18 protein-coding genes are annotated in these 24,502 nt (G+C 65.3%); 8 read left to right on the top strand and 10 right to left on the bottom strand.

The window, feature by feature from the left end:
- The first annotated feature begins 226 nt into the window (after positions 1–226).
- From DCY11_RS06540 to trxA, 8 genes are all read left to right on the top strand, one after another.
- Complete coding sequence (locus DCY11_RS06540; protein WP_108683718.1) at positions 227–1,612, top strand: porin; 1,386 nt, start codon at positions 227–229, stop codon at positions 1,610–1,612.
- 82 nt (positions 1,613–1,694) lie between these two features.
- Positions 1,695–3,386, top strand: a complete 1,692-nt coding sequence (locus tag DCY11_RS06545; protein WP_159079853.1) for an outer membrane beta-barrel protein — start codon at positions 1,695–1,697, stop codon at positions 3,384–3,386.
- Between the two features lie 227 nt (positions 3,387–3,613).
- Positions 3,614–5,854, top strand: a complete 2,241-nt coding sequence (locus DCY11_RS06550; protein ID WP_108682045.1) for a PAS-domain containing protein — start codon at positions 3,614–3,616, stop codon at positions 5,852–5,854.
- Positions 5,851–7,377 carry a tRNA (adenosine(37)-N6)-threonylcarbamoyltransferase complex ATPase subunit type 1 TsaE gene (gene tsaE / locus DCY11_RS06555; protein WP_108682047.1) on the top strand — a complete coding sequence of 509 codons (1,527 nt, stop codon included), beginning with the start codon at positions 5,851–5,853 and terminating at the stop codon, positions 7,375–7,377. The genes DCY11_RS06550 and tsaE overlap by 4 nt, the downstream gene beginning before the upstream one ends.
- A gap of 12 nt (positions 7,378–7,389) precedes the next feature.
- Entirely contained in the window at positions 7,390–8,115 is a 726-nt protein-coding gene (locus tag DCY11_RS06560) for a nucleotidyltransferase family protein (RefSeq protein WP_108682049.1), read from the top strand.
- A 9-nt stretch (positions 8,116–8,124) separates the two neighbouring features.
- Positions 8,125–11,196 (top strand): double-strand break repair protein AddB, encoded by a 3,072-nt coding sequence (gene addB / locus DCY11_RS06565; protein ID WP_108682051.1) that lies wholly within the window; start codon positions 8,125–8,127, stop codon positions 11,194–11,196.
- On the top strand, positions 11,193–14,732 hold the full coding sequence (gene addA, locus DCY11_RS06570) for a double-strand break repair helicase AddA (protein ID WP_159079854.1): 3,540 nt from the start codon (positions 11,193–11,195) through the stop codon (positions 14,730–14,732). Before addB ends, addA begins: the two co-directional genes overlap by 4 nt.
- Before the next feature lie 65 nt (positions 14,733–14,797).
- On the top strand, positions 14,798–15,130 hold the full coding sequence (trxA, locus tag DCY11_RS06575; protein WP_045364278.1) for a thioredoxin: 333 nt from the start codon (positions 14,798–14,800) through the stop codon (positions 15,128–15,130).
- A gap of 12 nt (positions 15,131–15,142) precedes the next feature.
- Here trxA and DCY11_RS06580 read toward each other — a convergent pair whose 3' ends face one another.
- The 10 genes from DCY11_RS06580 to rpsA all read right to left on the bottom strand — a co-directional run bounded on the left by DCY11_RS06580 (position 15,143) and on the right by rpsA (position 24,409).
- Positions 15,143–16,444 (bottom strand): folylpolyglutamate synthase/dihydrofolate synthase family protein, encoded by a 1,302-nt coding sequence (locus DCY11_RS06580; RefSeq protein WP_108682055.1) that lies wholly within the window; start codon positions 16,442–16,444, stop codon positions 15,143–15,145.
- Between the two features lie 137 nt (positions 16,445–16,581).
- Positions 16,582–17,649 (bottom strand): acetyl-CoA carboxylase, carboxyltransferase subunit beta, encoded by a 1,068-nt coding sequence (gene accD / locus DCY11_RS06585; RefSeq protein WP_108682057.1) that lies wholly within the window; start codon positions 17,647–17,649, stop codon positions 16,582–16,584.
- 28 nt (positions 17,650–17,677) lie between these two features.
- On the bottom strand, positions 17,678–18,514 hold the full coding sequence (gene trpA / locus DCY11_RS06590; protein WP_108682059.1) for a tryptophan synthase subunit alpha: 837 nt from the start codon (positions 18,512–18,514) through the stop codon (positions 17,678–17,680).
- Between the two features lie 2 nt (positions 18,515–18,516).
- Complete coding sequence (gene trpB / locus DCY11_RS06595; protein WP_371515040.1) at positions 18,517–19,743, bottom strand: tryptophan synthase subunit beta; 1,227 nt, start codon at positions 19,741–19,743, stop codon at positions 18,517–18,519.
- Positions 19,740–20,399, bottom strand: a complete 660-nt coding sequence (locus tag DCY11_RS06600; RefSeq protein WP_108682061.1) for a phosphoribosylanthranilate isomerase — start codon at positions 20,397–20,399, stop codon at positions 19,740–19,742. The genes trpB and DCY11_RS06600 overlap by 4 nt, the downstream gene beginning before the upstream one ends.
- A 109-nt stretch (positions 20,400–20,508) precedes the next feature.
- Positions 20,509–20,727, bottom strand: a complete 219-nt coding sequence (locus DCY11_RS06605) for a hypothetical protein (RefSeq protein ID WP_108682063.1) — start codon at positions 20,725–20,727, stop codon at positions 20,509–20,511.
- Between the two features lie 10 nt (positions 20,728–20,737).
- Positions 20,738–21,082, bottom strand: a complete 345-nt coding sequence (locus tag DCY11_RS06610; protein ID WP_069443833.1) for a LapA family protein — start codon at positions 21,080–21,082, stop codon at positions 20,738–20,740.
- Positions 21,083–21,127: 45 nt separating this feature from the next.
- Complete coding sequence (gene ihfB, locus DCY11_RS06615; RefSeq protein ID WP_045364259.1) at positions 21,128–21,427, bottom strand: integration host factor subunit beta; 300 nt, start codon at positions 21,425–21,427, stop codon at positions 21,128–21,130.
- Between the two features lie 51 nt (positions 21,428–21,478).
- On the bottom strand, positions 21,479–22,441 hold the full coding sequence (sppA, locus tag DCY11_RS06620; protein WP_108682065.1) for a signal peptide peptidase SppA: 963 nt from the start codon (positions 22,439–22,441) through the stop codon (positions 21,479–21,481).
- A gap of 111 nt (positions 22,442–22,552) precedes the next feature.
- On the bottom strand, positions 22,553–24,409 hold the full coding sequence (gene rpsA, locus DCY11_RS06625; RefSeq protein WP_108682067.1) for a 30S ribosomal protein S1: 1,857 nt from the start codon (positions 24,407–24,409) through the stop codon (positions 22,553–22,555).
- Between the last annotated feature and the right edge of the window lie 93 nt (positions 24,410–24,502).

The raw sequence follows: 24,502 nt of genomic DNA on the forward strand, positions 1-24,502 counted from the left end.
CGCCTCGTGAGCATCGCCACCCCTCTTTTCTACTAAGTCTTTATAGCTGGGCTCGTCCGTGCAGGGCGACGATGGAGAGACATCTCCCCGACTTTCCGGTGCTGGTCAGGGAGCCGCCGCGTGTGACATGCTTGCGGCGAGGGTCGCCGCGTCCATTGCCGAAAGTGAACGGGTGCGGCCGGACCGCAACCGTGAGACGCGCTTTTTGGAAGGGGCGCCCGCCGCTATGAAGGCCGCAGTCCCATGTAGGTTGCCGAGTGCCGCGTGGATCGGCCTGCGGCTGGTGGCGGTTGGGATTTCCCTCGGGTTGGGGACATTGCCGCTGCAGGCGCAGGAGGTCTACGAGGGCGCTTCCGCGCCGGTCGAAGATAGGGGCACGGGCCCCGTGCCCGAAGGCGCTGCCGAATCGCAAATCCAAATCGACGACCCGCTTGCCGGCAATCCGGACGCCGGCGATCCCGAAATCGACGACCCGTATGACGTGGTCGATGAGGGCTGGGAGCCTCTCAGAATAGGCCCGGTGCGCATCGGCGGCGCGTTCCGCGTCAACTACATCTACAAGGACTGGGACGACGCCTATGACTGGCCGGGGGAACTGGCCTTCGACACCGCGCGGATCAATCTCGATCTGGACGAGGAGGCGAGCCCGATCATCGGCTCCTTCGAATACCGCTACTACCAGGACAAGTTCGCGGACGGCCACGACTACTCGATGATCCATCACGCGTGGATCGGACGGAAGTTCGGTGAGCGGCGCGAAGTGCAGGCCGGCGTAACCAAGGTCCCGTTCGGCATCCTGCCTTACGCCTCGCACAACTGGTTCTTCCAGCTGCCCTATTATCTCGGGCTCGAAGACGATTACGATCTCGGTATCAAATACATCGCCGACGATTCGCCCTGGAACATCCAGGTCGCGTACTTCCCGAAGGACGAGGGGAACTATTTCGGCGATAGCGGCGACAGCGCGCGCTACTCCTACGATCTCGTGCGGGAAGGCACGAACAGCAATGCCGAGCGCAACCAGTTCAACGGACGGCTGGCCTACACGATTGATCACAGGGAGGGATACGCCACGGAGATCGGCGTGTCGCTCATGGCCGGGGAAGTCGACAACAGCAATCCTCTTGGTGGGGACGGCAGCCGCTATGCGGTCGCGGCCCATCTCGTCGGCAATTACGACCGCTGGAACGTGATGCTCCAGGCGCTCCACTATGATTACGACGTGGACAACGATCCGATCCGCGATGCGAGTCCGGATGGGAGCTTCGTCGTCTTCGGCGCCTACGACGCGGAGTACTACGTGGCGTCGGTCGCATCCGTGTATACGGCGGGGATCGCCTACACGCTTCCTGTCGACTGGCCGCGCGTGAAGTCGCTCACGTTCTACAACGACTTCAGCCTGATGGCGAAGCAGGAGAGCGGCTTCAAGAACAGCCTGCAGAACGTGGTGGGCTGCGCCGTGGATGCCGATCCGCTCTACATCTATATCGACCTCGCCATGGGCAAGAACCAGCCCTGGCTCGGCGGTGACTGGACCACCGCGCTGGCCGACGGCGGGCTGGACAACGATTGGCACGCCCGCTTCAACATTAATGTCGGGCTCTATTTCTGAGCCACGCGGCCGCTCGATGGCCTCGCAACGGCGATGCGAATCAGCGCACACTCGAGCCTTCGAACATGCGGAGGGGCGGCGCATGGTTTCGCGCTTCAGGACACACGGGTTGCTTGCCACGCTGACGGCTGTCTCGATGGCGGTTTGCACGCCAGCCGTGGCCGGGGACGCGCCCGCCAACGGAAGCGTCCCCGATGGGTTCTACGACTGGCGCGGCTTCTACGCCGGCGCGCATCTCGGCGGCGGGCTCGGCCTCGCCGATATGGGCGATCCGTACGGCCGTTCGATCTTCGGCAACACGGTGCGCACCCCGGGGCCCATCGCCGGCGGACAGGCCGGCTACAATTGGCAGCACGATGCGGCGGTGTTCGGGATCGAGGCCGATGCAAGCTGGGCCGATCTCGGCGGCACAAACACCTGCTACGCCTATAGCGGCTATTTCATCAGCTCAAATTGCCGGGCCGGGATCGATGCGCTCGGCACGCTGACCGGGCGCTTGGGCTACGTCCTCCCCTCGGACGGCAAGACGCTGCTGTACGGCAAGGCCGGCCTTGCCTGGGCGACCGGCGACCTCCAAGCCATACCCAATGGCGGCCTCCAAGTGCCCGGCACGGCGGAGAGCGGCACGGAGTGGGGCTGGACAGTCGGCGGGGGCGTGGAGCGCGCTTTGTCGCCGCGCTGGACGGTGAAGGCGGAGTACGGCTTCCTCTCCTTCGATCAAGGCTTCGTAGCCCCTAGCAGCCGCGTTCAACCGAGGCCGCCCCAGCCCGGCTTCGAAGCGGCCCCGTCTGCACGAACGGACCTTTCCCAGAACGTCCACCTGATCAAGCTTGGCGTGAACTACCGGTTGGGACCTGCGGCGGAGATGGCGGCGGGGGCTTCCGGCGACAGTGCCAGCACGCAGGGCACACTTGCGCGAGACACCATGGCGCCCGGCTACGCGCTGACCACGGGTGCCCGCTACGTCTATGGTTGGGGCCAGTTCCATAAGGATCTCGGTATCCCGAACCAGGGCCTCGGCTCGCTCGCCTCCCGGCTCACTTACGAGAATACCGACACGCACGGGGGCGAGGCCTTCGCGCGGCTCGACACGCCGTTCGGGCTGGTGGTGAAGGGACTTGTCGGCGGCGGCAGCAGCAGCGGCGCGCTGAACGACGAAGACTGGGATCTCGAATTCGGTCCCAACGAAGTGCCCTATTCGAACACGCTGTCGGGCGTCGACAACGACATCCGTTACGGCATCGTCGATGTCGGTTACGCACTGTGGCGCGGCCCGACCCATTCGATCACGCCCTTCGTCGGCTATGCCCGCTTCGAACAGGACATGACCGGGCTCGGCTGCCGCCAGATCGCCAACCGCTATTCGGACTGCAACCCCGCCTTCGCCCGCTCTGTGCGCGGCATCACGGAGGACGACACGTGGCAGGCGCTGCGGCTCGGCGCAGCAGCCGAAGCGCAAATTGCGCCGCGCATGAGCCTTACGGCCGATGCCGCTTATCTTCCTTACGTGGCCTTCGACGGCACCGACGATCACATCCTGCGCAATCTCGTATCGCCGGAGGACGGCGATGGCATCGGCGTGCAACTCGAAGCGACATTGTCCTATGCGCTCACGGACGCCTTCAGCATCGGTGTCGGCGGGCGCTATTGGGCGATGTGGACGACACAGGGCACGGTGAACTTCGGCGGCACCGGCACCATCATTCCCATGCGCTACGCGGCCGAGCAGGCGCAGCTCCTCGTCCAGGGCTCTTATCGATTCGGTGGCCCTTAAAGGCCGTTCCTTGGGCCTTCAGCCTGTGGGCAAGGTGGCGCGAAGCAGGTAGTCTCAAAGTGATTCGTCCTTGCGGCTGGCGTCCGCCAGCTCGGTTTCGCGTCCAAAATGCGGCACGTTTCAGACGCGTTCAGTTTTAGTACCGCAAGGGCACCATCATACGCAGCGCAGTTGGCGCGGCCGGCGGATGTTCGGCAGCCCATCTGTGGCGTGGAGCGAGGGGGACCATGCGGACCAGCACAGGGGAGGCGACGCCTGCATCAAGGTGGCCTACGGCGCTGTCCCGCGTTCTCGCCTATTCCGTCCCGGCGTGGCTGCTCTGCAGCACTGGCGCGGTCGCGGCGGACGGCAGCTTTCTCGAACCCGGGATATTGCTGAAGCTCGGCATCGATCTCGGCATCATCGCCTTTTCGGTCGGCATGGTCATCGCGTGCCTGCGCGCCATCAAACGGGCGCGGCTGCGCGAGGCGACCGCCGCCGAGGAAGCCGAGCGGCTGGCTCTGAGCGAGAACACGCTGGAGACGGTGCTCGCCGCCGAGCCGCAGGCATTACTGACTCTCGGCGAAACGGCGACGCCGGAGCTGTTGGTGTCCAACCTGCCCGGCAGCTTCGGCGTACCACGCGACGCATCGCTGCTGCTCGCCTTCGAGCAATGGCTCGACGGCGACTCGGCGGCCGATCTCGAATCCGCGATGAAGGAACTCGCCGCGCACGGCGAACCGTTCAATCTGATGCTCCGCACCAAACGCGGACGCTATGTAGAAGCGGACGGACGGACTGCCGGGCACACCCTGGTTCTGAAGGTCCGCGATATCGCGGGGCAGCGTCTCGAACTGGCCGAGCTTTCGGCGAAGCACAAGGAGCTCGAGGAGCAGGTCGCCGCGCTGCGCTTGCTGCTGGACGAGGCCAAGCAGAACGAGCGCGACAACGCTGAGGCGCGCGCGCTGCTCGACACTCATTTCCGCAGCTTCGACCGCTTGGCGACGGCGTTTGCCGTGTTCGACTCCACGCAGAGGCTCGCGCATTACAACCAAGCCTATGTCGATCTCTGGCAACTCGATGCCGACTGGCTCGAAACGCGGCCGCGCGACGGCGAGATCCTCGATCGCCTGCGCCAGGCCCGACGGCTCGAAGAACGCGCCGAGTACCGTGTCTGGAAGCAGGACTGGCTCTCGACTTACGGCAGCGGCAACCAGACCGAAGACCGCTGGCATCTGCCTGACGGCCGTATGCTGCACGTGATCGCAGACGCGAACAGCGATGGCGGCGTGACATATCTGTACGAGAACGTCACCGAGCACATCGCCTTGGAGAGCCGGTACAACGCTCTGACCCAAGTACAGCGCGAGACTCTCGATACGCTGCGCGAAGGCGTTGCCGTGTTCGGCTCCGATGGGCGCCTGCGTCTCTACAACAGCGCATTCGCCGCCATCTGGTGCCTGACGCCGAAGCTCCTCGACGCCGAACCGCATGTGGACGAAGTCACGGCATGGTGCAGCCTGCTCTACAACGAACCGGACGAGTGGGACCGGACCCGGGCAATCGTCACTTCCATCGTCGCCGAGCGGCGCCCCTATGACAGCCAATTCGACCGGCCGGACGGCACGGTGCTGTCCTTCGCCGCGTTGCCCCTGCCGGACGGCGGCACGCTTCTGACCTATTCGGACATCACCGATTCAAAACGCGCCGAACGCGCGCTGATCGAGAAGAACGAAGCGCTCGAAACGACCGACCGTCTGAAGAGCGATTTCGTTTCGCACGTGTCCTATGAATTGCGGACGCCGCTGAACAGCATGCTTGGCTTCGCGCAGATGCTCGCCGAGCCCGCCTTCGGTCCCTTGACCGACAAGCAGCGCGAATATGTCGACGACATCCTCTCCTCGGGCACCACACTACGCGCCATCGTGGACGACATTCTGGATTTGGCCACGATCGACGCCGGGTCGTTGCGGCTTCAACTCGCTCCGGTGCGCGTGTCGGCCATCATCGACGCGGCAAGGCATGGCGTCGAAGAACGCTTGAAACAGAACGAAGTCCAGCTGGAAATCGAGATCGAGGATGGGGTCGACGAGGTCGTCGCGGATGCTAGCCGTGTCACCCAGATCCTCTATAATCTGCTCTCGAACGCTATCGGCTTCTCCGAGCCGAACTCCGTCGCGCGGCTGACCTGCCGCCGCGACGGCCCGATGCTGGCCTTCTCCGTTGAGGATGAAGGTCCGGGTATACCAGAGGACTTCCAGGAAACCGTGTTCGATCGTTTCGAAAGCCGTACGCAGGGCTCCCGCCACCGCGGCGCAGGGCTAGGACTGTCCATCGTCAAGAGCCTGACCGAACTCCACGGGGGCACGGTCTCGCTCGAAAGCGCGCCTGACCGGGGCACCCGGCTCACCGTGCTGCTTCCGCTCACGCAGGACCTGGAAACGCCCGAAATGGAAGCGGGTCCCATGCGGGCTACACACGCCGGATGACCGAAGTCTGGCGGCTTGACGGCGTCGATCTGGACCGTCTCGACCGCCTTGCAAGCCGGATCGCGCTGACCCTCAAGACTGGCGACGTGGTGACGCTGTCGGGGCCTCTCGGCGCCGGCAAGACGACGTTGGCGCGGACGTTGGTCGGTCATTTCGACCGGGGCAGCGAGGTGCCGAGCCCAACATTCGCGCTAATCCAGCGCTACGAGACACCCCGCTTGGCCCTGAGCCATTGCGACTTCTATCGGCTCGACGACGGCGAGCTGGAAGAGCTCGGCCTCGACGATGCGCTTGTCGACGGCGCCCTGCTGATCGAGTGGCCGGAGCGGGCCCAAGGCTGGCTGCCGCAGGACCGGCTTGAGATCGTTTTCGAGGAGACGGGCGCGCCCGAGACCCGCACGCTGGTACTGACCGGCCATGGCGATTGGGCCGGAAGACTGCACCGTCTCCAAGCCATGGCGGGCTTTCTGGAAGGAACCGCCTTCGCCGAAGCCGATGCGCTCTACCTGCAAGGGGATGCGTCCGCACGCGGCTATGCCCGGCTCGTGCTGCCGGACAGGAGGGCGGTGCTGATGAATTCGCCGCGGCAACCCGACGGCCCACCGATCCGCGACGGCAAGCCCTACAGTGCTCTCGTGCACCTGGCCGAGGACGTGAAGCCCTTCGTCGCCGTGGCTGAAGCCTTGCGGGCGCGCGGTTTTTCGGCCCCGGAGATCCAGGCCTTCGATCTCGATAGGGGATTCATCGTGCTGGAGGATTTCGGTGACGCAGTCTTCAAGACGGCCATGGAGCGCGGGATGAGCCAGGCCGAGCTGTGGCACAAGGCCGTCGACGTGCTGCTCGCGCTCAGCGAGACGCCGCCCGAGGACGCCCTCCCTGTGCCCGGCAGCAGCCCCTACGCCCTGCCCCGGTTCGACGCCGAGGCCATGTTGATCGAGGCCTCGCTCATCGTGGAATGGCTTTGGCCGGCCGCGCAGGGTCGCGCATTGCCCGAAGACGTGAGGGCCGAGTTCGAATCCCTCTGGCGGCCGCATCTCGAAGCTGCCGCGGAAGCCGATCCCGGATGGGTCCTCAGGGACTTCCATTCACCCAATCTGATGTATTTGCCCGACCGCGCCGGCGTCCGGGATATCGGCCTTCTGGACTTCCAGGATGCGCTCCGCGGCCCCCTTGCCTACGACCTCGTCTCCTTGCTGCAAGACGCGAGGCTCGATGTCCCCGAAGCGCTTGAACGGGCCCAACTCGACCGGTACTGTGCCGCCCGAACGGCGCGGGGTGGGACTTTCTCAAGCGATGATTTTCGAACGCTCTACGCCACGCTTGGCGCCCAGCGGAATTCCAAGATTCTCGGCATCTTTGCCCGCTTGGCGAAGCGCGACGGAAAGCGCGCCTATTTGGCTCATATGCCGCGGGTCGCGCGTTACCTGGAACGGGACCTCGCTCACCCGGCGCTCGCAGATTTGCGCGACTTCTACGCGCGGGCCTTCCCGGCCGCGGAGGACCTTCCGCCGAAGTCGCTCTAGAAGGATACCACGATGACTCCTGTACGCAGTGCGATGGTGCTCGCCGCCGGGTTTGGTGAGCGCATGCGTCCCCTCACCGACAAGATGCCGAAACCTCTCGTGCCGCTGATGGGCCGGTCCTTGATCGATCATGTCCTCGACCGGCTCGATGCCGCGGGCGTCGAGACGGCGGTGGTGAACGTGCATTATCTGCCCGACCAGATCGAAGCGCACATGGCGGCACGCGCCGATCGAGGCCCGAAAACAATCATCTCGGACGAACGGGAGCAGCTGCTCGACACGGGCGGCGGCGCGACCAAGGCGCTGCCCCTGCTGGGTGAGGGCCCGTTCTTCATCCACAATTCGGATTCGGTTTGGAGCGAGGGCGTGACGCCCGCGCTGTCCCATATGCAGCGCCACTGGAATCCGGCGCTGATGGATTGCCTCCTGCTGCTCGCCCCGTTGTCGACCAGCATCGGCTATGGCGGCCGCGGCGACTTCGATATGGAGCCGGACGGACGCATCTCCCGGCGCGGCGAACGCCAAGTCGTGCCCTTCGCTTTCGCCGGTGTGTCCCTGTGCACCGCGGCGCTTTTCGAAGACGCTCCCGAAGGCCCCTTCTCGCTGAACCTGCTCTGGGACCGCGCTCTCGAGAGAGAACGCGTCTATGGCGTGCGCCTGGACGGCCGCTGGATGCACGTGGGCACGCCCGAAGCGATCACGGAGGCAGAGGCCTCTTTCGAGCACGAAGGCGCATGAGACTGACGCGTGTCTGAGCCCCGCGCACAGCCCCGCCTCTACACAATCCCGCCTTCGGCGCCTTTCCTCACGACCCTGGCAAGGGCGATCCTCGCCGGCGATTTGCCGGAGCCAGGCGGCGCCAAGCCCAGCCTGCTCGACCTGCCGAACACCACGATCTACCTGCCTACGCGGCGGGCGGCGCGCACCTTGCGCGAAGCCTTTTTGCAAGAGTCCGGCGGCGAAGCCCTGCTGCTGCCAAGAATCCTGGCGCTCGGCCATGCGGACGAAGACGAAGCACTGATCCTCGACGCGGAGCGCTTCGCAGAGGCCGATGCCACGTTGGGCATCCCGGCAATCGAGCCGACCGCGCGCCTGATCGCCCTGACGCGCATGATCCTCGCCTGGTCGCACAGACCTGCGGCGGAGCCGTCCGGCTCTGAGGTCCCGATGCCCATGACGCCGGCGCAGGCTACGAGCCTTGCGGGAGACCTTGCGGCGCTGATGGACAGCGCGGAGTCCGAGGAAGTCGACCTTGCCGCACTCGATACGCTGGTGCCCGAGGAACTGGCGGCCCATTGGGCCGAGACCGTGGACTTTCTCACTATCGTCACCGAGCAGTGGCCCGCGTACCTAAAGGAAATCGGTCTCGTCTCACCGGTGGGGCGGCGCAACCTTCTCATGGCGCAGGAGACCGCGCGGCTCGCAGCGGGTTCGCCCTATCCCGTAATCGCGGCGGGGTCGACCGGCACGGTGCCTGCGACGGCGCGGCTTCTGCAAACGATCGCTCATCTGCCGAACGGGGCGGTTGTCCTGCCCGGTCTTGATCTCCTCCTTGAAGGCGAGAGCTGGGAGACACTCCACCGCCATCCGGAGCACCCGCAAGCGGGCATGGCCGAGCTCCTGACGAAGCTTGGCGCCACACGCGAGGAGGTTGCTCTCGTGCCCGACAGCGACCCTGGGCCCGCTGCGGAGGCGCGCTTGCGTCTCGCCAGCGAAACCTTGCGTCCCGCCGAGACCACGGAGCGCTGGCCCGAGGCGTTCGACGGCGGAGGCGAGGGACCGGAGTCCGATCTTGCGGAGGCGCTCGAAGGCTTAAGTCTCGTCGCGGCCCCCACCGCCCATGACGAAGCCGAAGTCATCGCGCTCATCCTGCGGGAGTGCATCGAGGAGCCCGGCAAGACCGCGGCCCTGGTCACTCCGGACCGGGAGCTCGCGCGGCGGGTGGCGGCACGCTTAAGGGACTACGATCTCGCCATCGACGACTCCGCCGGAACGCCCGTCAGGCGCACGTTGCCGGGGGCGTTCCTCGACCTGGTGCTCGCCGCCGTCGAGAGCGACTTCGCGCCGCCCGACCTGATGGCGCTGCTCAAGCACCCGTTGACGCGCCTGTCGAGGCCCGCAGGCGAGATCCGCCATATGGGGCGTGCTTTGGAGCGGGCGGTGTTTCGAGAGAACTATCTCGGCCGGGGGCTGGTAGATGCGGCCAAGGCCCTCGAGAATCTCGACCACAGAGTACCGGTCACGAAACCCGAAGCCGCGGCGGCCTCGACGCTCGTCGAAGCGCTTCAGGCGGCTTTCGCGCCCCTCACGGACCTGTTCGAGGGAAGCGCACCGCATGACGCGGCGAGCCTGGTGCGGGCGCATACGGCCGCTGCTGAAGCCCTGGCGCGGGACGAGACCGGCGCCTTACCGCTCTGGGTCGGCGACGCGGGCGAGGCCCTTACGGTACTCCTATCACGGCTGATCGAGGACGGCGGCTGCTTTGAGATGCGCGCGCGCGAATACCCGGCCGTTTACCGCACCCTGCTCGCAGGCCACGCCGTGCGCCCGACACGGCCCGCCCATCCCCGGCTGTTCATCTGGGGCCAAATGGAAGCACGGCTGCAGCAGCCCGATCTCATGATTCTGGGCGGGCTCAACGAAGGCACTTGGCCCAAGCCCCAAGACTCGGACCCCTGGCTCAACCGGCCTATGCGCGGAAGGCTGGGCCTGTCGTCGCCGGAGCGCCGCATCGGGCTTGCCGCCCACGATTTCGCGCAAGCACTGGGCGCCAAGTCCGTGGTCCTGAGCCGGGCTCTCAAGGTCGAAGGCGTGCCGACCGTCCCGTCGCGCTGGCTGCAGCGGCTGCAAGCCCTGGTCGACGCCGCAAAGCTGAGCGAGGCTCTCTCGCCTAGTCAGAATTGGATCGCCTGGGCCCGGGACCGGGATGCGATCACTGATCCGTTCAAGCCTGCCGAGCGGCCCCGTCCCTGCCCGCCCGTGGCGGCGCGGCCACGCAGCCTGAGCGTCACCCAGATCGAGCGCTGGATCGCGAACCCGTACGAGATTTACGCGCGGCACATCCTGAAACTTGTTCCGCTGTCGCCGCTCGGCGCCGAACCGGACAACGCCATGCGCGGCTCCGCCTTTCACGCGATCCTGCGAAAGTTCACGGACGCCCACCCCAGCGCACTGCCGGACGACATCGAGGCCGCGCTGAACGAGATCGGCGATGCGGCGTTCGCGACGCTCGGCGATGATCCGAGCCTGCACGCTTTCTGGCGCCCGAGCTTCCGCCGTTTTGCCGCGTGGTTCGCCGCCACCGAACCGGCACGCCGCGCCAATATCCTGCAGTCCTTCGCCGAGGTGACCGGCGTGCTGGAACTGCCCTCCGGCTTTCGCCTGACGGCGCGTGCAGACCGCATCGATGCGGCGGACGACGGGACGCTCGTGATCTACGACTACAAGACCGGGCCGCCGCCGAGCCAAAGCCACGTCAAGGATCTCTATCGGCCGCAATTGCCGTTGGAAGCCGCCATTGCCAAAGACGGCGGCTTCGAAGGACTGGGAGCCCGCGCGGTGACGGGGCTCGAATATATCCGCGCCTCGGGACGAGGCGAGGGAGGCGAGCAGCAAGCGGCGAGCAAGGAAAGCCCAGAGGTCCTGGCCAAGCTCGCGCTCGAACAGCTCGAAGCGCTGGTCGCCTATTTCGACGATCCCAAGACGCCCTACGAGGTGAAACGGCGCGCTAACGCCGGCTTCACGGACGCCTACAGGTTCGACGACTACGAGCAACTCGCCCGCGTGCCCGAATGGCTGACCGAGGGAGACGGGTCATGAATGAACCGTCCGAGCTCGTTCACACCGCCGATGCCAACCAGGCACGCGCGTCGGAACCCGAGGCCTCCGTCTGGGTGTCCGCCAACGCAGGGACCGGCAAGACGGCCGTGCTCGTGCAGCGCTTCTTGCGGCTGTTGCTGGCTGGGGCGTCGCCCGAAAGTATCTTGTGTCTCACCTACACGAAGACGGCCGCAGCGGAGATGCAGAACCGTCTCCTCAAGACCCTGTCGGGCTGGGCGTTGATGCCGGAGGAGAAGCTGCGCGAGACGCTCGGGAAACTTCTCCGCAAGCCCTTCGACGAGGAGGACATGCGGACCGCGCGGCGGCTCTTCGCGCGCGTGCTCGAAGCACGTGGCGGATTGAAGATCCATACCATCCACGGCTTCTGCGAGCGGCTGCTGCAACGCTTCCCCTTGGAAGCGACGGTGACACCGAACTTCACCGTGCTCGACGAGACGACCGCCAAACAGACGCGCAACGAGGCCTTCGACACAGTTGCGATGAAGGCTACGTCGAATCCCGGCAGCCCGCTGGGGCACGCCCTCACCAAGGTCGTCGCCCTGACGAGCGAGGACCAGTTCCGCGATGTCGTGGGCGAGATCCTTGCGAAGCGCGCGGAGTTGCATCGGATCGTGCGGCGGCACATGGAAACAGCCCCCGCGGCCGACTGGCCAGCCGCGGAAGCCGAAGCGCTCAAGGCCCTCTTCGACGTCGCTGGGAAAGAAGCGGCCCTGCTCGTCACCGAACAAGCCAACGTGCTCTCGGACGAACAGCTCGACACCACACTTGTAGCGCTCGCCGCGTTCGGCAAGGCCAAGACCGACAAGAGTACGGAAGACACCTTGCGGCACGCGCGACATGCGACGGGAGCGGCCCGTGCCGCCTTGTTCAACGCGCTGTTCCTGACTCAGAAGGGCACGCCACGCGCGCGGCTCGTGACGAACGCCGTCGCCGACAACGTGCCTCAGATTGTGGACATGCTCGACGCGGCCAAGATGACGTTCGCAGATCTCGAAACGGATCTCGCACACTTGCGCGTGGTGGAAGCGACGGGCGCGGTCCTGACCTTTGCTGACGCCGTGCAGACAGAATACGACGCGGCCAAGCGGCGTGAGGCCGCCCTCGACTACGACGACTTGATCGTCAAGACGCTCGATCTTCTGTCGCGCAGCAACGCGGCTGCCTGGGTGCTCTACAAAATCGACGGCGGCATCGATCACATCCTCGTCGACGAAGCCCAGGACACGAATCCGGAACAATGGTCCATCGTCGAGGCGCTGGCGGCGGAGTTCTTCGCCGGCGCGAGCGCGCGGCCGCAACCGCGCACGCTGTTCGCCGTGGGCGACGAGAAGCAATCGATCTACAGCTTTCAGGGTGCCAACCCCGTGCGCTTCGGCGAAACCGGACGCCTGTTCAGCAGAGCGGCGCGCGAAGCGCAGATGACTTGGCATGACGTGCCGCTCAATGTGTCGTTCCGCTCGACCGTCCCGGTGCTGGAGGCTGTCGATCGCGTGTTCGCACAGGACGAGGCCGCGCGCGGGCTGACATTCCTGGAAGGCGCGCAGATTACGCACTACGCCGCGCGCCAGGGACAGGCCGGTCTCGTCGAACTGTGGGAGGTGGAGGAGACAAAGCAGCCTCTGGACAGCGCGCCCTTCGAGCCCTGGAACGAAGATGAAAGCGGGGCCGATGCGCTGGAGGCACTTTGCTCGCGCCTCGCGCGGCAGATTCGCCACTGGCTGGATACGGACGAACTCTTGGAGTCCCAGGACCGGCCGATCCGGCCAGGCGATATCCTCATTCTCGTCCGGAGGCGGCAGCCCTTCACCGCGCCGATGATTCGTGCGCTGAAACGGGCGGGCATTCCCGTCGCCGGCGCCGACCGCATGCGCCTGCTCGAGCAACTCGCCGTGCAGGACCTAATGGCGCTGGCCGATGTGCTGTTGATGCCCGAGGACGATCTGGCGCTCGCCGTCGTGCTGCGAAGCCCGCTGTTCGGGCTCGAGGAGGACGCGCTGTTCGACCTGGCCTATGGCCGCGAGGGCTCTCTCTGGTCGGCGCTGCTCGCAAAAGCCGAGAGCGATACCCGTTGTGCGGAGGCCGCGACGGAGCTGCGCGCTCTTCTGGGGCAAGCCGACATGCTGCCGCCCTTCGAGTTCTACGCCGCGTTCCTCGGTGAGAAGTCCATGCGCATGCGCAAGCGGATGTTGACGCGGCTTGGGCCCGAAGCCGCCGAGGCCATCGATGAGTTTCTGGATGCGGCACTCGCCTACGAACGCGAGCACCCGCCGTCCTTACAAGGCTTCATCACCGCCTTGCGCGAGGGGGACATCGACGTCAAACGCGACATGGAGCAGGACCGCGACGAAGTACGCATCATGACCGTGCATGGGGCGAAGGGCCTGCAGGCCCCGATCGTGATCATGCCCGACACGTGCTCGGTGCCGCAGGGCCAGGGCCCGCAAGTCTACCTCCCGCCCCGCGCCGGCGGCATTCCGGACGATGCCCCGCATCTCGTCTGGCCGCCCGCCGGGCATTCGGGAGTGCCTGGTCTCGACGACGCCAAAGCCGCCGTGAAGCGCGCCGCGCAGGAGGAATACCGGCGGCTCCTCTATGTGGCCATGACGCGCGCCGAGGACCGGCTCTATGTGTGCGGCTGGCAGGGCGTGAAAAAGCGCAGTGAGGGGTGCTGGTACGACCTGATCGAAGCCGGTCTGCGCGGGCAACTGACTGTGATGGAGGACGCGGAGGGCCGCACCGTCCACCGGATGTCGTGTCCGCAGGAAGCGACGCCGAAGAAGGAGAGCGTCACGACGGCGCAAAGCGCCCCCGCCCCATTGCCCGCCTGGGCGCGGAAGCCCGCTCCGCAGGAACGGACCGGCGCAAAGCTCTCGCCGTCCAGGCTGGCGCAGAACGCAACGGGCGAAGGGCCCTTCGGGACCGAACAGCCCCCGCTTGGGCCGAGCGCCCTGGCCGAAGACATGCGCTTCGTCCGCGGCCGGCTCATCCACGCGCTGCTTCAGCATCTGCCGCAGGTCCCGGAAGACGAGCGCCGGTCCGCGGCCGAGCGCTTCGTGTCGGCGCGGGGCGACATGCTGTCTGCGGAAGCGCGAACGGAGATCGTCTCCGAAGCCCTCGAAATCGTCGGCGATGCGCGCTTCGCGCCGCTGTTCGCGGGCGACAGCCTGGCCGAGGTGCCCGTGGTGGCGCGGATTGGCGAGGGCGACAGTTCCTTCGACCTGGAGGGGCAGATCGACCGCCTCGCCATTCTGGACGACGGCCTGCTGATTCTCGACTACAAGACCAACCGCCCGCCCCCGACGAAGGAGGAAGACGTGGCCCCGGCCTATATCGGGCAGCTCGCTGCCTATCGGCTGGCGCTCCGGACCATGTTTCCCGGAAAACCGGTCCGCGCAGCGTTGCTCTGGACCGACGGGCCGCGCCTCATGGAGATCTCTTCAACTTTGCTTGAGAGGGCCGAACGCGACATCTTGCGGGCCCGGGGCGGCCTTGACGCACATGAGGGGCGCACCTAGGTTCCGGGGGGACAGCAGATTAGTCCGGTCGGACGCTTCCGGCTGGCCATGAGGAGAGACGATCGATGGCGACCGACAAGGTTTCAGACGACACATTCGAGGCGGAAGTTCTCAAGTCCTCGACGCCGGTAGTGGTGGATTTTTGGGCCGAATGGTGCGGCCCGTGCCGTCAGATCGCGCCCGCGCTCGAAGAGATCGCCAAGGACCTCGGCGACAAGGTGAAGATCACCAAGCTCAACATCGACGAGAATCCGAACGCCCCGGCCAAGTACAATGTACGAGCCATCCCTACGCTCATCATCTTCAAGGATGGCGAAGTGGTGGACACGCTTCGCGGCGCCTACCCCAAGAATCAGCTCGCGGCCTGGATCGGCGGCGCTGTCGACGGGGTTGCGTAGCGCGCTCCGCGCTTATCGGCCAGAATGAAGCTTGAGGACGTGGCCCGCGAGATACAGCGAGCCGCAGATGAGGACGCGTGCGGGTTCCTCGCCTGACGCCGAGCGTAACAAGGCTTCCTGCACGCTGCTCGCCGGCACCGCGTCGAATCCAGCGGCTTGCGCAACCTCCGCCAATGGCCCTGCGTCGAACGCATTCGGCTCACCGGGGATCGGCACCGTATAGACGCGTTCAACAAGCCCCTTGAACGGCGCGATGAAGCGCTCGGCGTCCTTCGTTTCCATCATGCCCCAGATGACATGCACGGGTCGCGGCACGCGCTCGTCGAGTTCGGCGAGCGTGTTGGCCACCACCTGGCCGCCCGCCTCGTTGTGGCCGCCGTCGAGCCAGATCTCGGTGCCCTCGCTTGCATAGGCGTGAAGGGCGCCAACCGCGAGGCGCTCAAGCCGTGCCGGCCAGTGGGCGCTCGTGACGCCCTCCTCGAGCGCGCTTTGCGTCAGCGCATCGCCGAACACCACGCTGGCGGCGGCAATCGCCATCCCCGCATTGTCGATCTGATGCCGGCCGGCCAAACGCGGCAGCGGCAGATCGAGCAGACGCGACGTGGTCTGAAAGATCAGCCGGCCCTGCTGTTCGAACGTGTCGTAGTCCCGGCCCGCCACGTGAAGAGGCGCGCCGACCTCCGCCGCACGCGCTTCGATCACTTCCAAGGCCTCGGGCTCCTGGCGACCGACGACACAGGGCACGCCGGGCTTCATGATGCCCGCCTTCTCGCCTGCGATCTTCGCAAGGGTATCGCCGAGGAACGACACATGGTCGATGGCGATCGGGGTGATGATCGTGAGGGCGGGCTTCTTGACCAAGTTGGTCGCGTCGAGGCGGCCGCCGAGGCCCGTCTCCAGCAACAGCAGATCAGCCGGCGCCTCGGAAAACGCGAGGAACGCCGCGGCCGTCGTGATCTCGAACAGGGTAATCAGCGCGCCGCCATTGGCCGCCTCCGTGCGTTCCAGGCAATCGACCAGCCGCGCCTCGCTGATCGGAGCCGCGCCATGGGGGCCCGCCAGAACGATCCGCTCGTGGAAGTCCACGAGATGGGGCGAGGTGTAGACGTGCACGCGTTTGGATAGCGCCTCTGCGATCGCGCGCACAAACGCCAGCGTCGAGCCCTTGCCGTTCGTGCCGGCGATATGCACGACGGGCGGCAGGTGGTCCTGGGGATCTCCGAGACGGTGCAGCAGCGCCTCGATGCGACCCAGCGACAGGTCGATCGATTGCGGGTGAAGCGATTTCAGCCGCTCGAGAAGCGTCGAGCTCATGACCTCGGATGGGTCCGGCGACGCGCCACGGGCACTATCGGGTAGACTGGTCAATCCTCAATCGGCCTTATCGAAGGAACCTTGCTCCAGGTGCCAAGCATGGCCGGTCTTCATCGAAGGGGCCAGCCCTACGCAGCTTACGCATTCTGAGACGTTTCTTGATTAGCGCCATTGCTTGGGGCTTGCGTCAAGACCTCCTCCGCCTCTGGCTCCTCGTGGTGGCTCTTGTCGAGGCCGTTACCGCTGTGCTTCGCGGGCGCATCCTGCGCCTGGACCGGCGCCTGTTCCTCGGGAGACGCCGCAATGGCGGGACGATGCACGAGAGCCTTCACTTGGTCTTCGGCGGTTGCGTCGAGGCGGCGATGGAGGAGCAGATTGCAGATGCGTGCCAGCGTGGCGCGCAGGTCGTGGCGATGGACCACCATATCGACCATGCCGTGTTCGAGAAGATACTCGGACCGCTGAAAGCCCGCCGGAAGCTGTTCGCGAATGGTCTGCTCGATGACGCGCGGGCCTGCGAAGCCGATCAGCGCTCCGGGCTCGGCGATGTGGATGTCGCCCAGCATGGCGTAGGAAGCGGTCACGCCACCCGTCGTCGGATTGGTGAGCACGACGATGTAGGGAAGATTGGCCTCGCGCAGTTCCTCCACGGCCACCGTGGTCCGCGGCATCTGCATGAGCGAAAGAATGCCTTCCTGCATGCGGGCGCCCCCGGACGCGGCGAACAGGATGAACGGGGCATTGCGCACGAGCGCCGCCCGCATCGATGAGATCACCGCCTCGCCGGCAGCCGTGCCGAGCGAGCCGCCCATGAAGTCGAAGTCCTGAACCGCGGCCACGACCGTATCGCCATGCAGCTTGCCGATGCCCGAATGGACCGCATCGTTAAGGCCGGTCTTGCTGCGGGCATCCTTGAGGCGTTCGGAATAGCGCCGCTCGTCGCGGAACTTCAGCGGATCGTGGGGCACGTCCGGCAGATGCAGTGCCGCGTATTTCCCGTCGTCGAACAGCGCCTTCAGCCGGGCCGGGCCCGTCATGCGCATATGAAAATCGGACCCGGGGACGACGAACTGATTGGCCTCGAGATCCTTGTAGTAGATCATCTGGCCGGTCTCGGGGCACTTGACCCAAAGATTGTCCGGGATCTCCTTCTTGCGAAGGAAGCTGCGGATTTTTGGTCTGACGACGCTATTGATCCAGTTCACTGGTCCAACTCTCTACGCTGCTGCCGCTCTAGATCGCCGACGCTTCGGCTCGCTCATGGAGTGCCTCGGCGAGGTACTCCACAAAACCCAAAAGCTTCGGTTTGGTCTCCGCCGTCGCCTGACCGTTCTCGTCGAGCGACTCCTCGATCGACGAAACCAGGGCCGACCCGACAACCACGCCCTCCGCGAGGGCCGCAAGATCGCGAACCTGCTGGGGCGACTTGACGCCGAAGCCGATCGCGATCGGAAGGTCGGTATGGGCCTTGATGCGGGCCACGTGTGCGCCGACCGACGAAACGTCGGGCGCCGCGGTTCCGGTAATCCCGGCTATCGAGACATAATAGACAAAACCCGACGTGTTCGCGAGCACGGCGGGAAGCCGCCTCGCATCCGTCGTGGGCGTTGCCAACCGGATGAAATTCAACCCTTTTTCGGCTGCGGCGGGACGCAACTCCTCGTCCTCTTCGGGCGGCATGTCGACGATGATCAGCCCGTCGGCGCCCGCTTCGCTCGCATCGGTCACGAACCGGTCGACGCCGTAAATGTAGATGGGATTGTAGTAGCCCATCAGCACAATCGGGGTGTCCTGGTTCTCGGTCCGGAACTCCCGCACCATGGCCAGGGTCTTTTTCATGTTCTGGCCGCCCTTCAAGGCACGAAGCGATGAGGCCTGGATGGCCGGACCGTCGGCCATGGGATCGGAGAACGGCATGCCGAGTTCGACGATGTCGGCGCCCGCCCCGGGCAACCCCTTCAGCAAGGAGAGCGAGGTGTCGTAGTCGGGATCGCCCGCCGTGATGAACGTGACGAGACCGCCACGGCCTTCCGCCTTCAGCCTTGCGAATGTCTGATCGATCCTGGTCATGACTACATTTCCATCGAGAGGTGTTCGGCGACGGCGAAGATGTCCTTATCGCCGCGACCGCACATGTTCATGACCAACAAATTGTCCTTCGGCAGCTCGGGTGCAAGCTTCCGCACATAGGCCAGCGCATGGGACGGTTCGAGGGCTGGAATAATGCCTTCGAGCTTCGTGCAGAGCTGGAAGGCCTCGAGCGCCTCCTTGTCCGTCACGGCCACATAGGTGACGCGGCCCGAGTCCTTGAGCCAGGAATGCTCGGGGCCAACGCCGGGATAATCCAGCCCCGCCGAAATGGAGTGGCCCTCGAGAATTTGTCCGTCGTCGTCCTGTAGCAGATAGGTGCGGTTGCCGTGCAGAACGCCGGGCTCACCGCCAGTCATGGAGGCGGCATGGCCGTTCGGCACGTCGATGCCGTGACCGCCCGCCTCGACGCCGTAGATCGCCACGGAGCGGTCGTCGAGGAAGGGGTGAAACAGCCCCATCGCGTTGGAGCCGCCGCCGATGCAGGCAACCAGCGTGTCCGGCAGACGCCCCTCACGCTCCATCATCTGCTCGCGCGTTTCCTTGCCGATGACGGACTGAAAATCGCGCACCATAGCGGGATAGGGGTGCGGTCCGGCGACGGTCCCGATGATGTAGAACGTGTCGTGGACGTTCGCGACCCAGTCGCGCAAGGCGTCGTTCATGGCGTCCTTGAGCGTGCCTGATCCGGACGTGACCGGATTGACCTTGGCGCCGAGCAGACGCATGCGGAACACGTTCGGCTTTTGCCGCTCGATGTCGGTTGCGCCCATGTAGATCTCGCACGGCAGTCCGAAACGCGCCGCCACGGTCGCCACCGCCACACCATGCTGGCCGGCGCCCGTCTCGGCGATGATGCGCGTCTTGCCCATGCGCCGCGCGAGTTGAATCTGTCCCAGGCAATTGTTGATCTTGTGCGAGCCCGTGTGATTGAGCTCGTCGCGCTTGAAGTAGATCTTGGCGCCGCCGAGATGCTCCGTGAGCCGCTCAGCGAAATAGAGTGGGCTGGGGCGTCCCGAGTAGTGCGCGTTCAGGGAGTCGAGTTCGGCCTGAAAGGAAGGGTCGGCCTTCGCCTCGGTATAGGCCTGCTCCAAATCCAGGATCAGCGGCATCAGGGTCTCGGCCACGTAGCGGCCACCGAACAGGCCGAAATGGCCATGCTCGTCTGGGCCGCCGCGATAGGTATTCAAGGCATCCGTCATCGTGCTCATGAGGCTTTCTTATGCTCTGGCGCCGTGCCCCGCGCCGCTTGAACAAATTGCGCGATAAGGCCTGGATCCTTCTCGCCCGGCGCGGTTTCCACCCCGGACGAGACGTCGACCAGCGACGCGCCCGACAGGCGGATCGCTTCGGCGACGTTGGATGCAGCGAGCCCGCCCGACAGCGCGAACGGCGCGGATGCGCCTTCGAGGATCGCCCAGTCGAAACGCAGACCGTTGCCGCCGGGCAAGTCGGCGCCGGCCGGTGCCTTGGCATCGAACAGGATCCGGTCCGCGATACCCTCGTAGCGCGCGGCGGCGTTCACGTCGGCGCGCTCCGCAACCGGAACGGCCTTGAAAACGGTGAGGCCCGTCGTCGCCTTGATGGCGGCAGCGCGCTCAGGCGTCTCGGAGCCGTGAAGCTGCAGCACATCCGGACGTACATCGGCGGCAATCGTGTCGATCAGCGCATCGTCGGGATCGACGAGCACCGCAACCGTCTTGACCCGCCCGCGCGCGGCCGTCGCGAGACGCGCTGCATCCGCGGGCGACAGATTGCGCGGGCTCTTCGCGAAGAAGACCAAGCCGACGAAATCGGCGCCTGCAGCAATCGCGGCATCGAGACTGGCGGGCGTCCGCACACCACAAATTTTAACTTCGACCGTCACGGGAGCTCTTCAAAAAGGTTGTGACACGGGGGCCGCCGGACCGGGGCCCCGAGCGGCGCTCACCCTATGAAATCCAGGCGCTTAAGTCCATCGCACCGCAACATAGAGGTTACCGGGCGACCCGGCTGCGCCAGCGATAGGCCGCGACGCCAGCCCAGATTGCCTCGAGGACACCGAAGGGCCAAGCACCCTGCAGGAAGCCATACGCCGACCCGAGGAGACACGCAAACGCGAACGCTAGGATGAACCAGGGGCTGCGGTCCTCGAGCGCGTAGGTGACCAGCATCGCGGTCACGGCAATGAGACCGAAAACGGTCAAGGGGTCCATGGGGAAAGGCCTATTGGGCGGGAAGCTGCGGCCGCTGCTGCGCGGTGTTGGCCGATTCCAGCTCTCGTTCCAGCCGGTCCGCCTGCCGGCGCCAGTCGCGTGCTTCGCGCGCCTCGGCCCGGGCCGTCCGGCGCCATTTGCCCTGGTTGATCCAGGAAGCGAAGCCTCCGATCAGGAGGCCGAGCGCAAAGGCGCAGAGGAGGAACAGAAACAGCGGGGCCTCGACCATATAGCCCTGGTCGCCGCCGAACGGATCGAGAATGAGTTCGGCCGGTCCACGATTGACGACGGCTAGCGCGATCAGCGCCAGGCCGAGCGGGATGATCACAAGTCCCAGGACGAGCTTCCGCGTCACGTCTCGCTCCCCAAGCGGCCCGTTCGGGGCCACACGCCGTCAGCGCTATGCGCCACCCTGGTTATCATCCGGGTTGAGGCGCTCGCGCAATTCCTTGCCGGTCTTGAAGAAGGGCACAAACTTGTCCTCGACGAATACCGTGTCACCCGTCCGCGGGTTACGGCCCTGCCGCGCCGCGCGATGCTTGACGGTGAAGGCGCCGAAGCCGCGCAACTCGACACGATCCCCGCGCGACAGCGCACCGGTGATCTCATCGAGGATGATATTGATGATGCGCTCAACATCACGATGGAACAAATGCGGATTGGCGGCGGCCACCCGCTGAATCAACTCGGATTTTATCATTGGCACGCCCCAAAGGGACCGCAGCCCTGTACCGCCGCGATCCAAGCCCCACTAATTGGACGCAGGGTGCCAAACAGAGACCAGACCGTCAAGTTCAAGGACCGCACTGGCCTCGTCCAACAGCCCTGCAAACTTGCTGCCGGACAAGCCGAACATTGCTGCGATGGACTGTGTCGCAAACCCGAGAAAACCCGTGTCCTCGGTCGGGGGCTTCCACTGCCGCACCCGCAAACCCGGCTGAATACCGCGTTCCGTCGCAAGCCACGTGCGCGCTGCGAGTTCGTCTCCGATCTGGTCCACCAGCTTGTAGTCGACGGCCTGACGACCCGAATAGATGCGTCCTTCGGTGAGCCCCGGAATTGTGTCCGGCGTGATTTTGCGGCGCGCCTTCACGAGGCCGACGAACCACTCCATGGCATCGTCGACCATCTCTTCGGTCACCTTGCGGGCTTCTTCCGTGGTCGGCTCAAACGGGCTTGGCACCGCCTTCAGGGTTCCGCTCTTCACGTCCTCGAACTGGATGCCGAGACTCTTCATCAACTCGGTCACGTTGGCCCATTGGAAAATCACGCCGACCGAGCCCGTGATCGTGTTGCCGTAGACGAAAATCCGGTCCGAGGCGAGGGCGACGATATAGGCGGCGGAGGTCGCCAGGGTCCCGCAGGTCGCGACCACGGGCTTCTTCTTCGACAGGCGCCGGATGGCGTCGTAGAGCGCTTCGCCGCCCGTCGTCGTCCCGCCGGGGCTGTTGACCTCGATGATCACCGCCTTGACCTGGTCAGCCTTACGGACCCTATCGATCAGATTGATCATCTTGCGATCGTTGGTGATCACGCCATCGATGGTGATCCGCGCCACATGGGGCAGGATTCCGCCCGTGCCGCTGGAGTCCGAGTCGCTCATGACGAGCGAGCCCACGAACAGCACGGCCAGCAGCACCGCAGCGATGCGCCAGATGGAAACACGCCGCTTGAGGCGGCGCCGTTCGACTACGCGTTCTGCGTCAAGGCTCATAAGGGTGCGACTCGAGAGTTGTAACTCAGGCTCAAATGAAACACGGGCCGCAGTCTAATCGACCGCAGCCCGTGAGACATCGAAAATCAGGCAGCCGTGAGGCGTGCCGGACTATTCCTCCGCGGAGGCCTCGTCCGCACTCTCGCTGTCGGCCGCAGCCTTGGCAGCGCGCTTGGTCTTGGCCTTCGACGCAGCCTTGGCCTTCGGAGCCTCTTCGGCGTCGGCCGCAGCGTCCGCCTCGGCCGGCTCCTCGTCCGCATCCTTGGCCTTGTTCAAGGCCGCTCCGAGAATGTCGCCGAGCGAGGCGCCGGAGTCGGTCGAACCGTACTGGGCCACCGCTTCCTTCTCCTCGGCGATCTCGAGCGCCTTGATGGAGGCGGAGATCTTGCGCGTCTTCTGATCCACCTGGGTCACGACGGCATCGAACTTCTCGCCCACGCCGAAGCGGTCGGGACGCTGCTCGGAGCGATCGCGGGAAAGATCGGAACGGCGGATGAAGGTCGTGAGGTCATGGTCGAGAAGCTTGGCCTCGATCCCATTGTCCTTAACGGCCGTCACTTCGCAGGTCACGCGGGCACCCTTGCCGAGCTTGTCGGAGGAAGCCGCACCCTCGAACGGGTCAGCCGCAAGCTGCTTGATGCCGAGGCTGATGCGCTCCTTCTCGGAGTCTGCCTCAAGGACAACGGCCTTCACCGTGTCGCCCTTCTTGTAGTCTTTGAGAGCTTCCTCGCCAGACTTGGACCAGTCCAGATCGGACAGATGGACCATGCCGTCGATACCGCCATCGAGGCCGACAAACAGGCCGAACTCGGTGATGTTGCGGATCTGACCTTCAATCTCGGTCCCCGGCTGGTATGCCGCCGCGAACGCGACCCACGGGTTCTCCTGGGTCTGCTTGAGACCGAGCGAAATGCGGCGCTTGTCCGGATCGACTTCCAGAACCTGCACCTCGACCTCCTGGCTCGTGGAGATGATTTTGCCGGGGTGAATGTTCTTCTTGGTCCAGCTCATCTCGGAAACGTGGATCAGACCTTCGACGCCGGGCTCCAGCTCCACGAACGCACCGTAATCGGTAATGTTCGTGACCGTGCCCTTGAAGCGCGCATCGACCGGGTACTTGGCGGCTATGCCTTCCCACGGATCGGCCTCGAGCTGCTTGATGCCAAGGCTGATGCGCTGCGTATCCGGATTGATGCGGATGATCTGCACCTTCACCGTGTCGCCGACATTGACGATCTCGCTCGGGTGGTTGACCCGGCGCCACGCCATGTCCGTGACGTGAAGCAGGCCGTCGATACCGCCAAGATCGATAAAGGCACCGTAATCGGTGATGTTCTTGACGACACCGTCGACCACTTCGCCTTCCTTGAGACGGGCGACAATCTCGCCACGCTTCTCGGCGCGGCTCTCTTCCAGAACCGAGCGGCGGGATACGACGATATTGCCGCGGCGGCGGTCCATCTTGAGAATCTGGAAGGGCTGCGGGGAATTCATGAGCGGGCCGACATCGCGGATCGGACGGATGTCGACCTGGCTGCCCGGAAGGAAGGCCACGGCGCCGTCGAGATCGACGGTGAAGCCGCCCTTGACGCGATTGAATATCTGGCCCTCGACCTTCTCGTTGTTCTTGTACTTCTCCTCGAGACGGACCCAGCTCTCTTCGCGGCGGGCCTTCTCGCGGGACAGGACTGCCTCGCCGGCAGCATTCTCGACACGCTCGAGATAGACGTCGACTTCGTCGCCTTCGACAAGCGTGGAGGGGGCGCCAGGGACGCCGAATTCCTTGAGGGGGACGCGGCCTTCGGTCTTAAGGCCCACATCGATGATCGCCACATCTTTCTCGATGCTGACGACAGTTCCTTTGACCACACTGCCTTCCTGGAGCGCTGCGCCGGTCAGAGATTCTTCGAGAAGCGCTGCAAACTCGTCGTGGCTCGGCTGGCTGATGCTGGTCTGCGGTTCGGACATTTGTACTCCTACTCGGCGTTCGTTGGTTGTGGTTTGCCTTGTGCGGCCGAACCCGAGGCTAGATGTTGTAGCAATGCGACGAACGCGCCCCGG

Source organism: Methyloceanibacter sp. wino2 (genome assembly GCF_003071365.1).
GTDB lineage: Bacteria > Pseudomonadota > Alphaproteobacteria > Rhizobiales > Methyloligellaceae > Methyloceanibacter.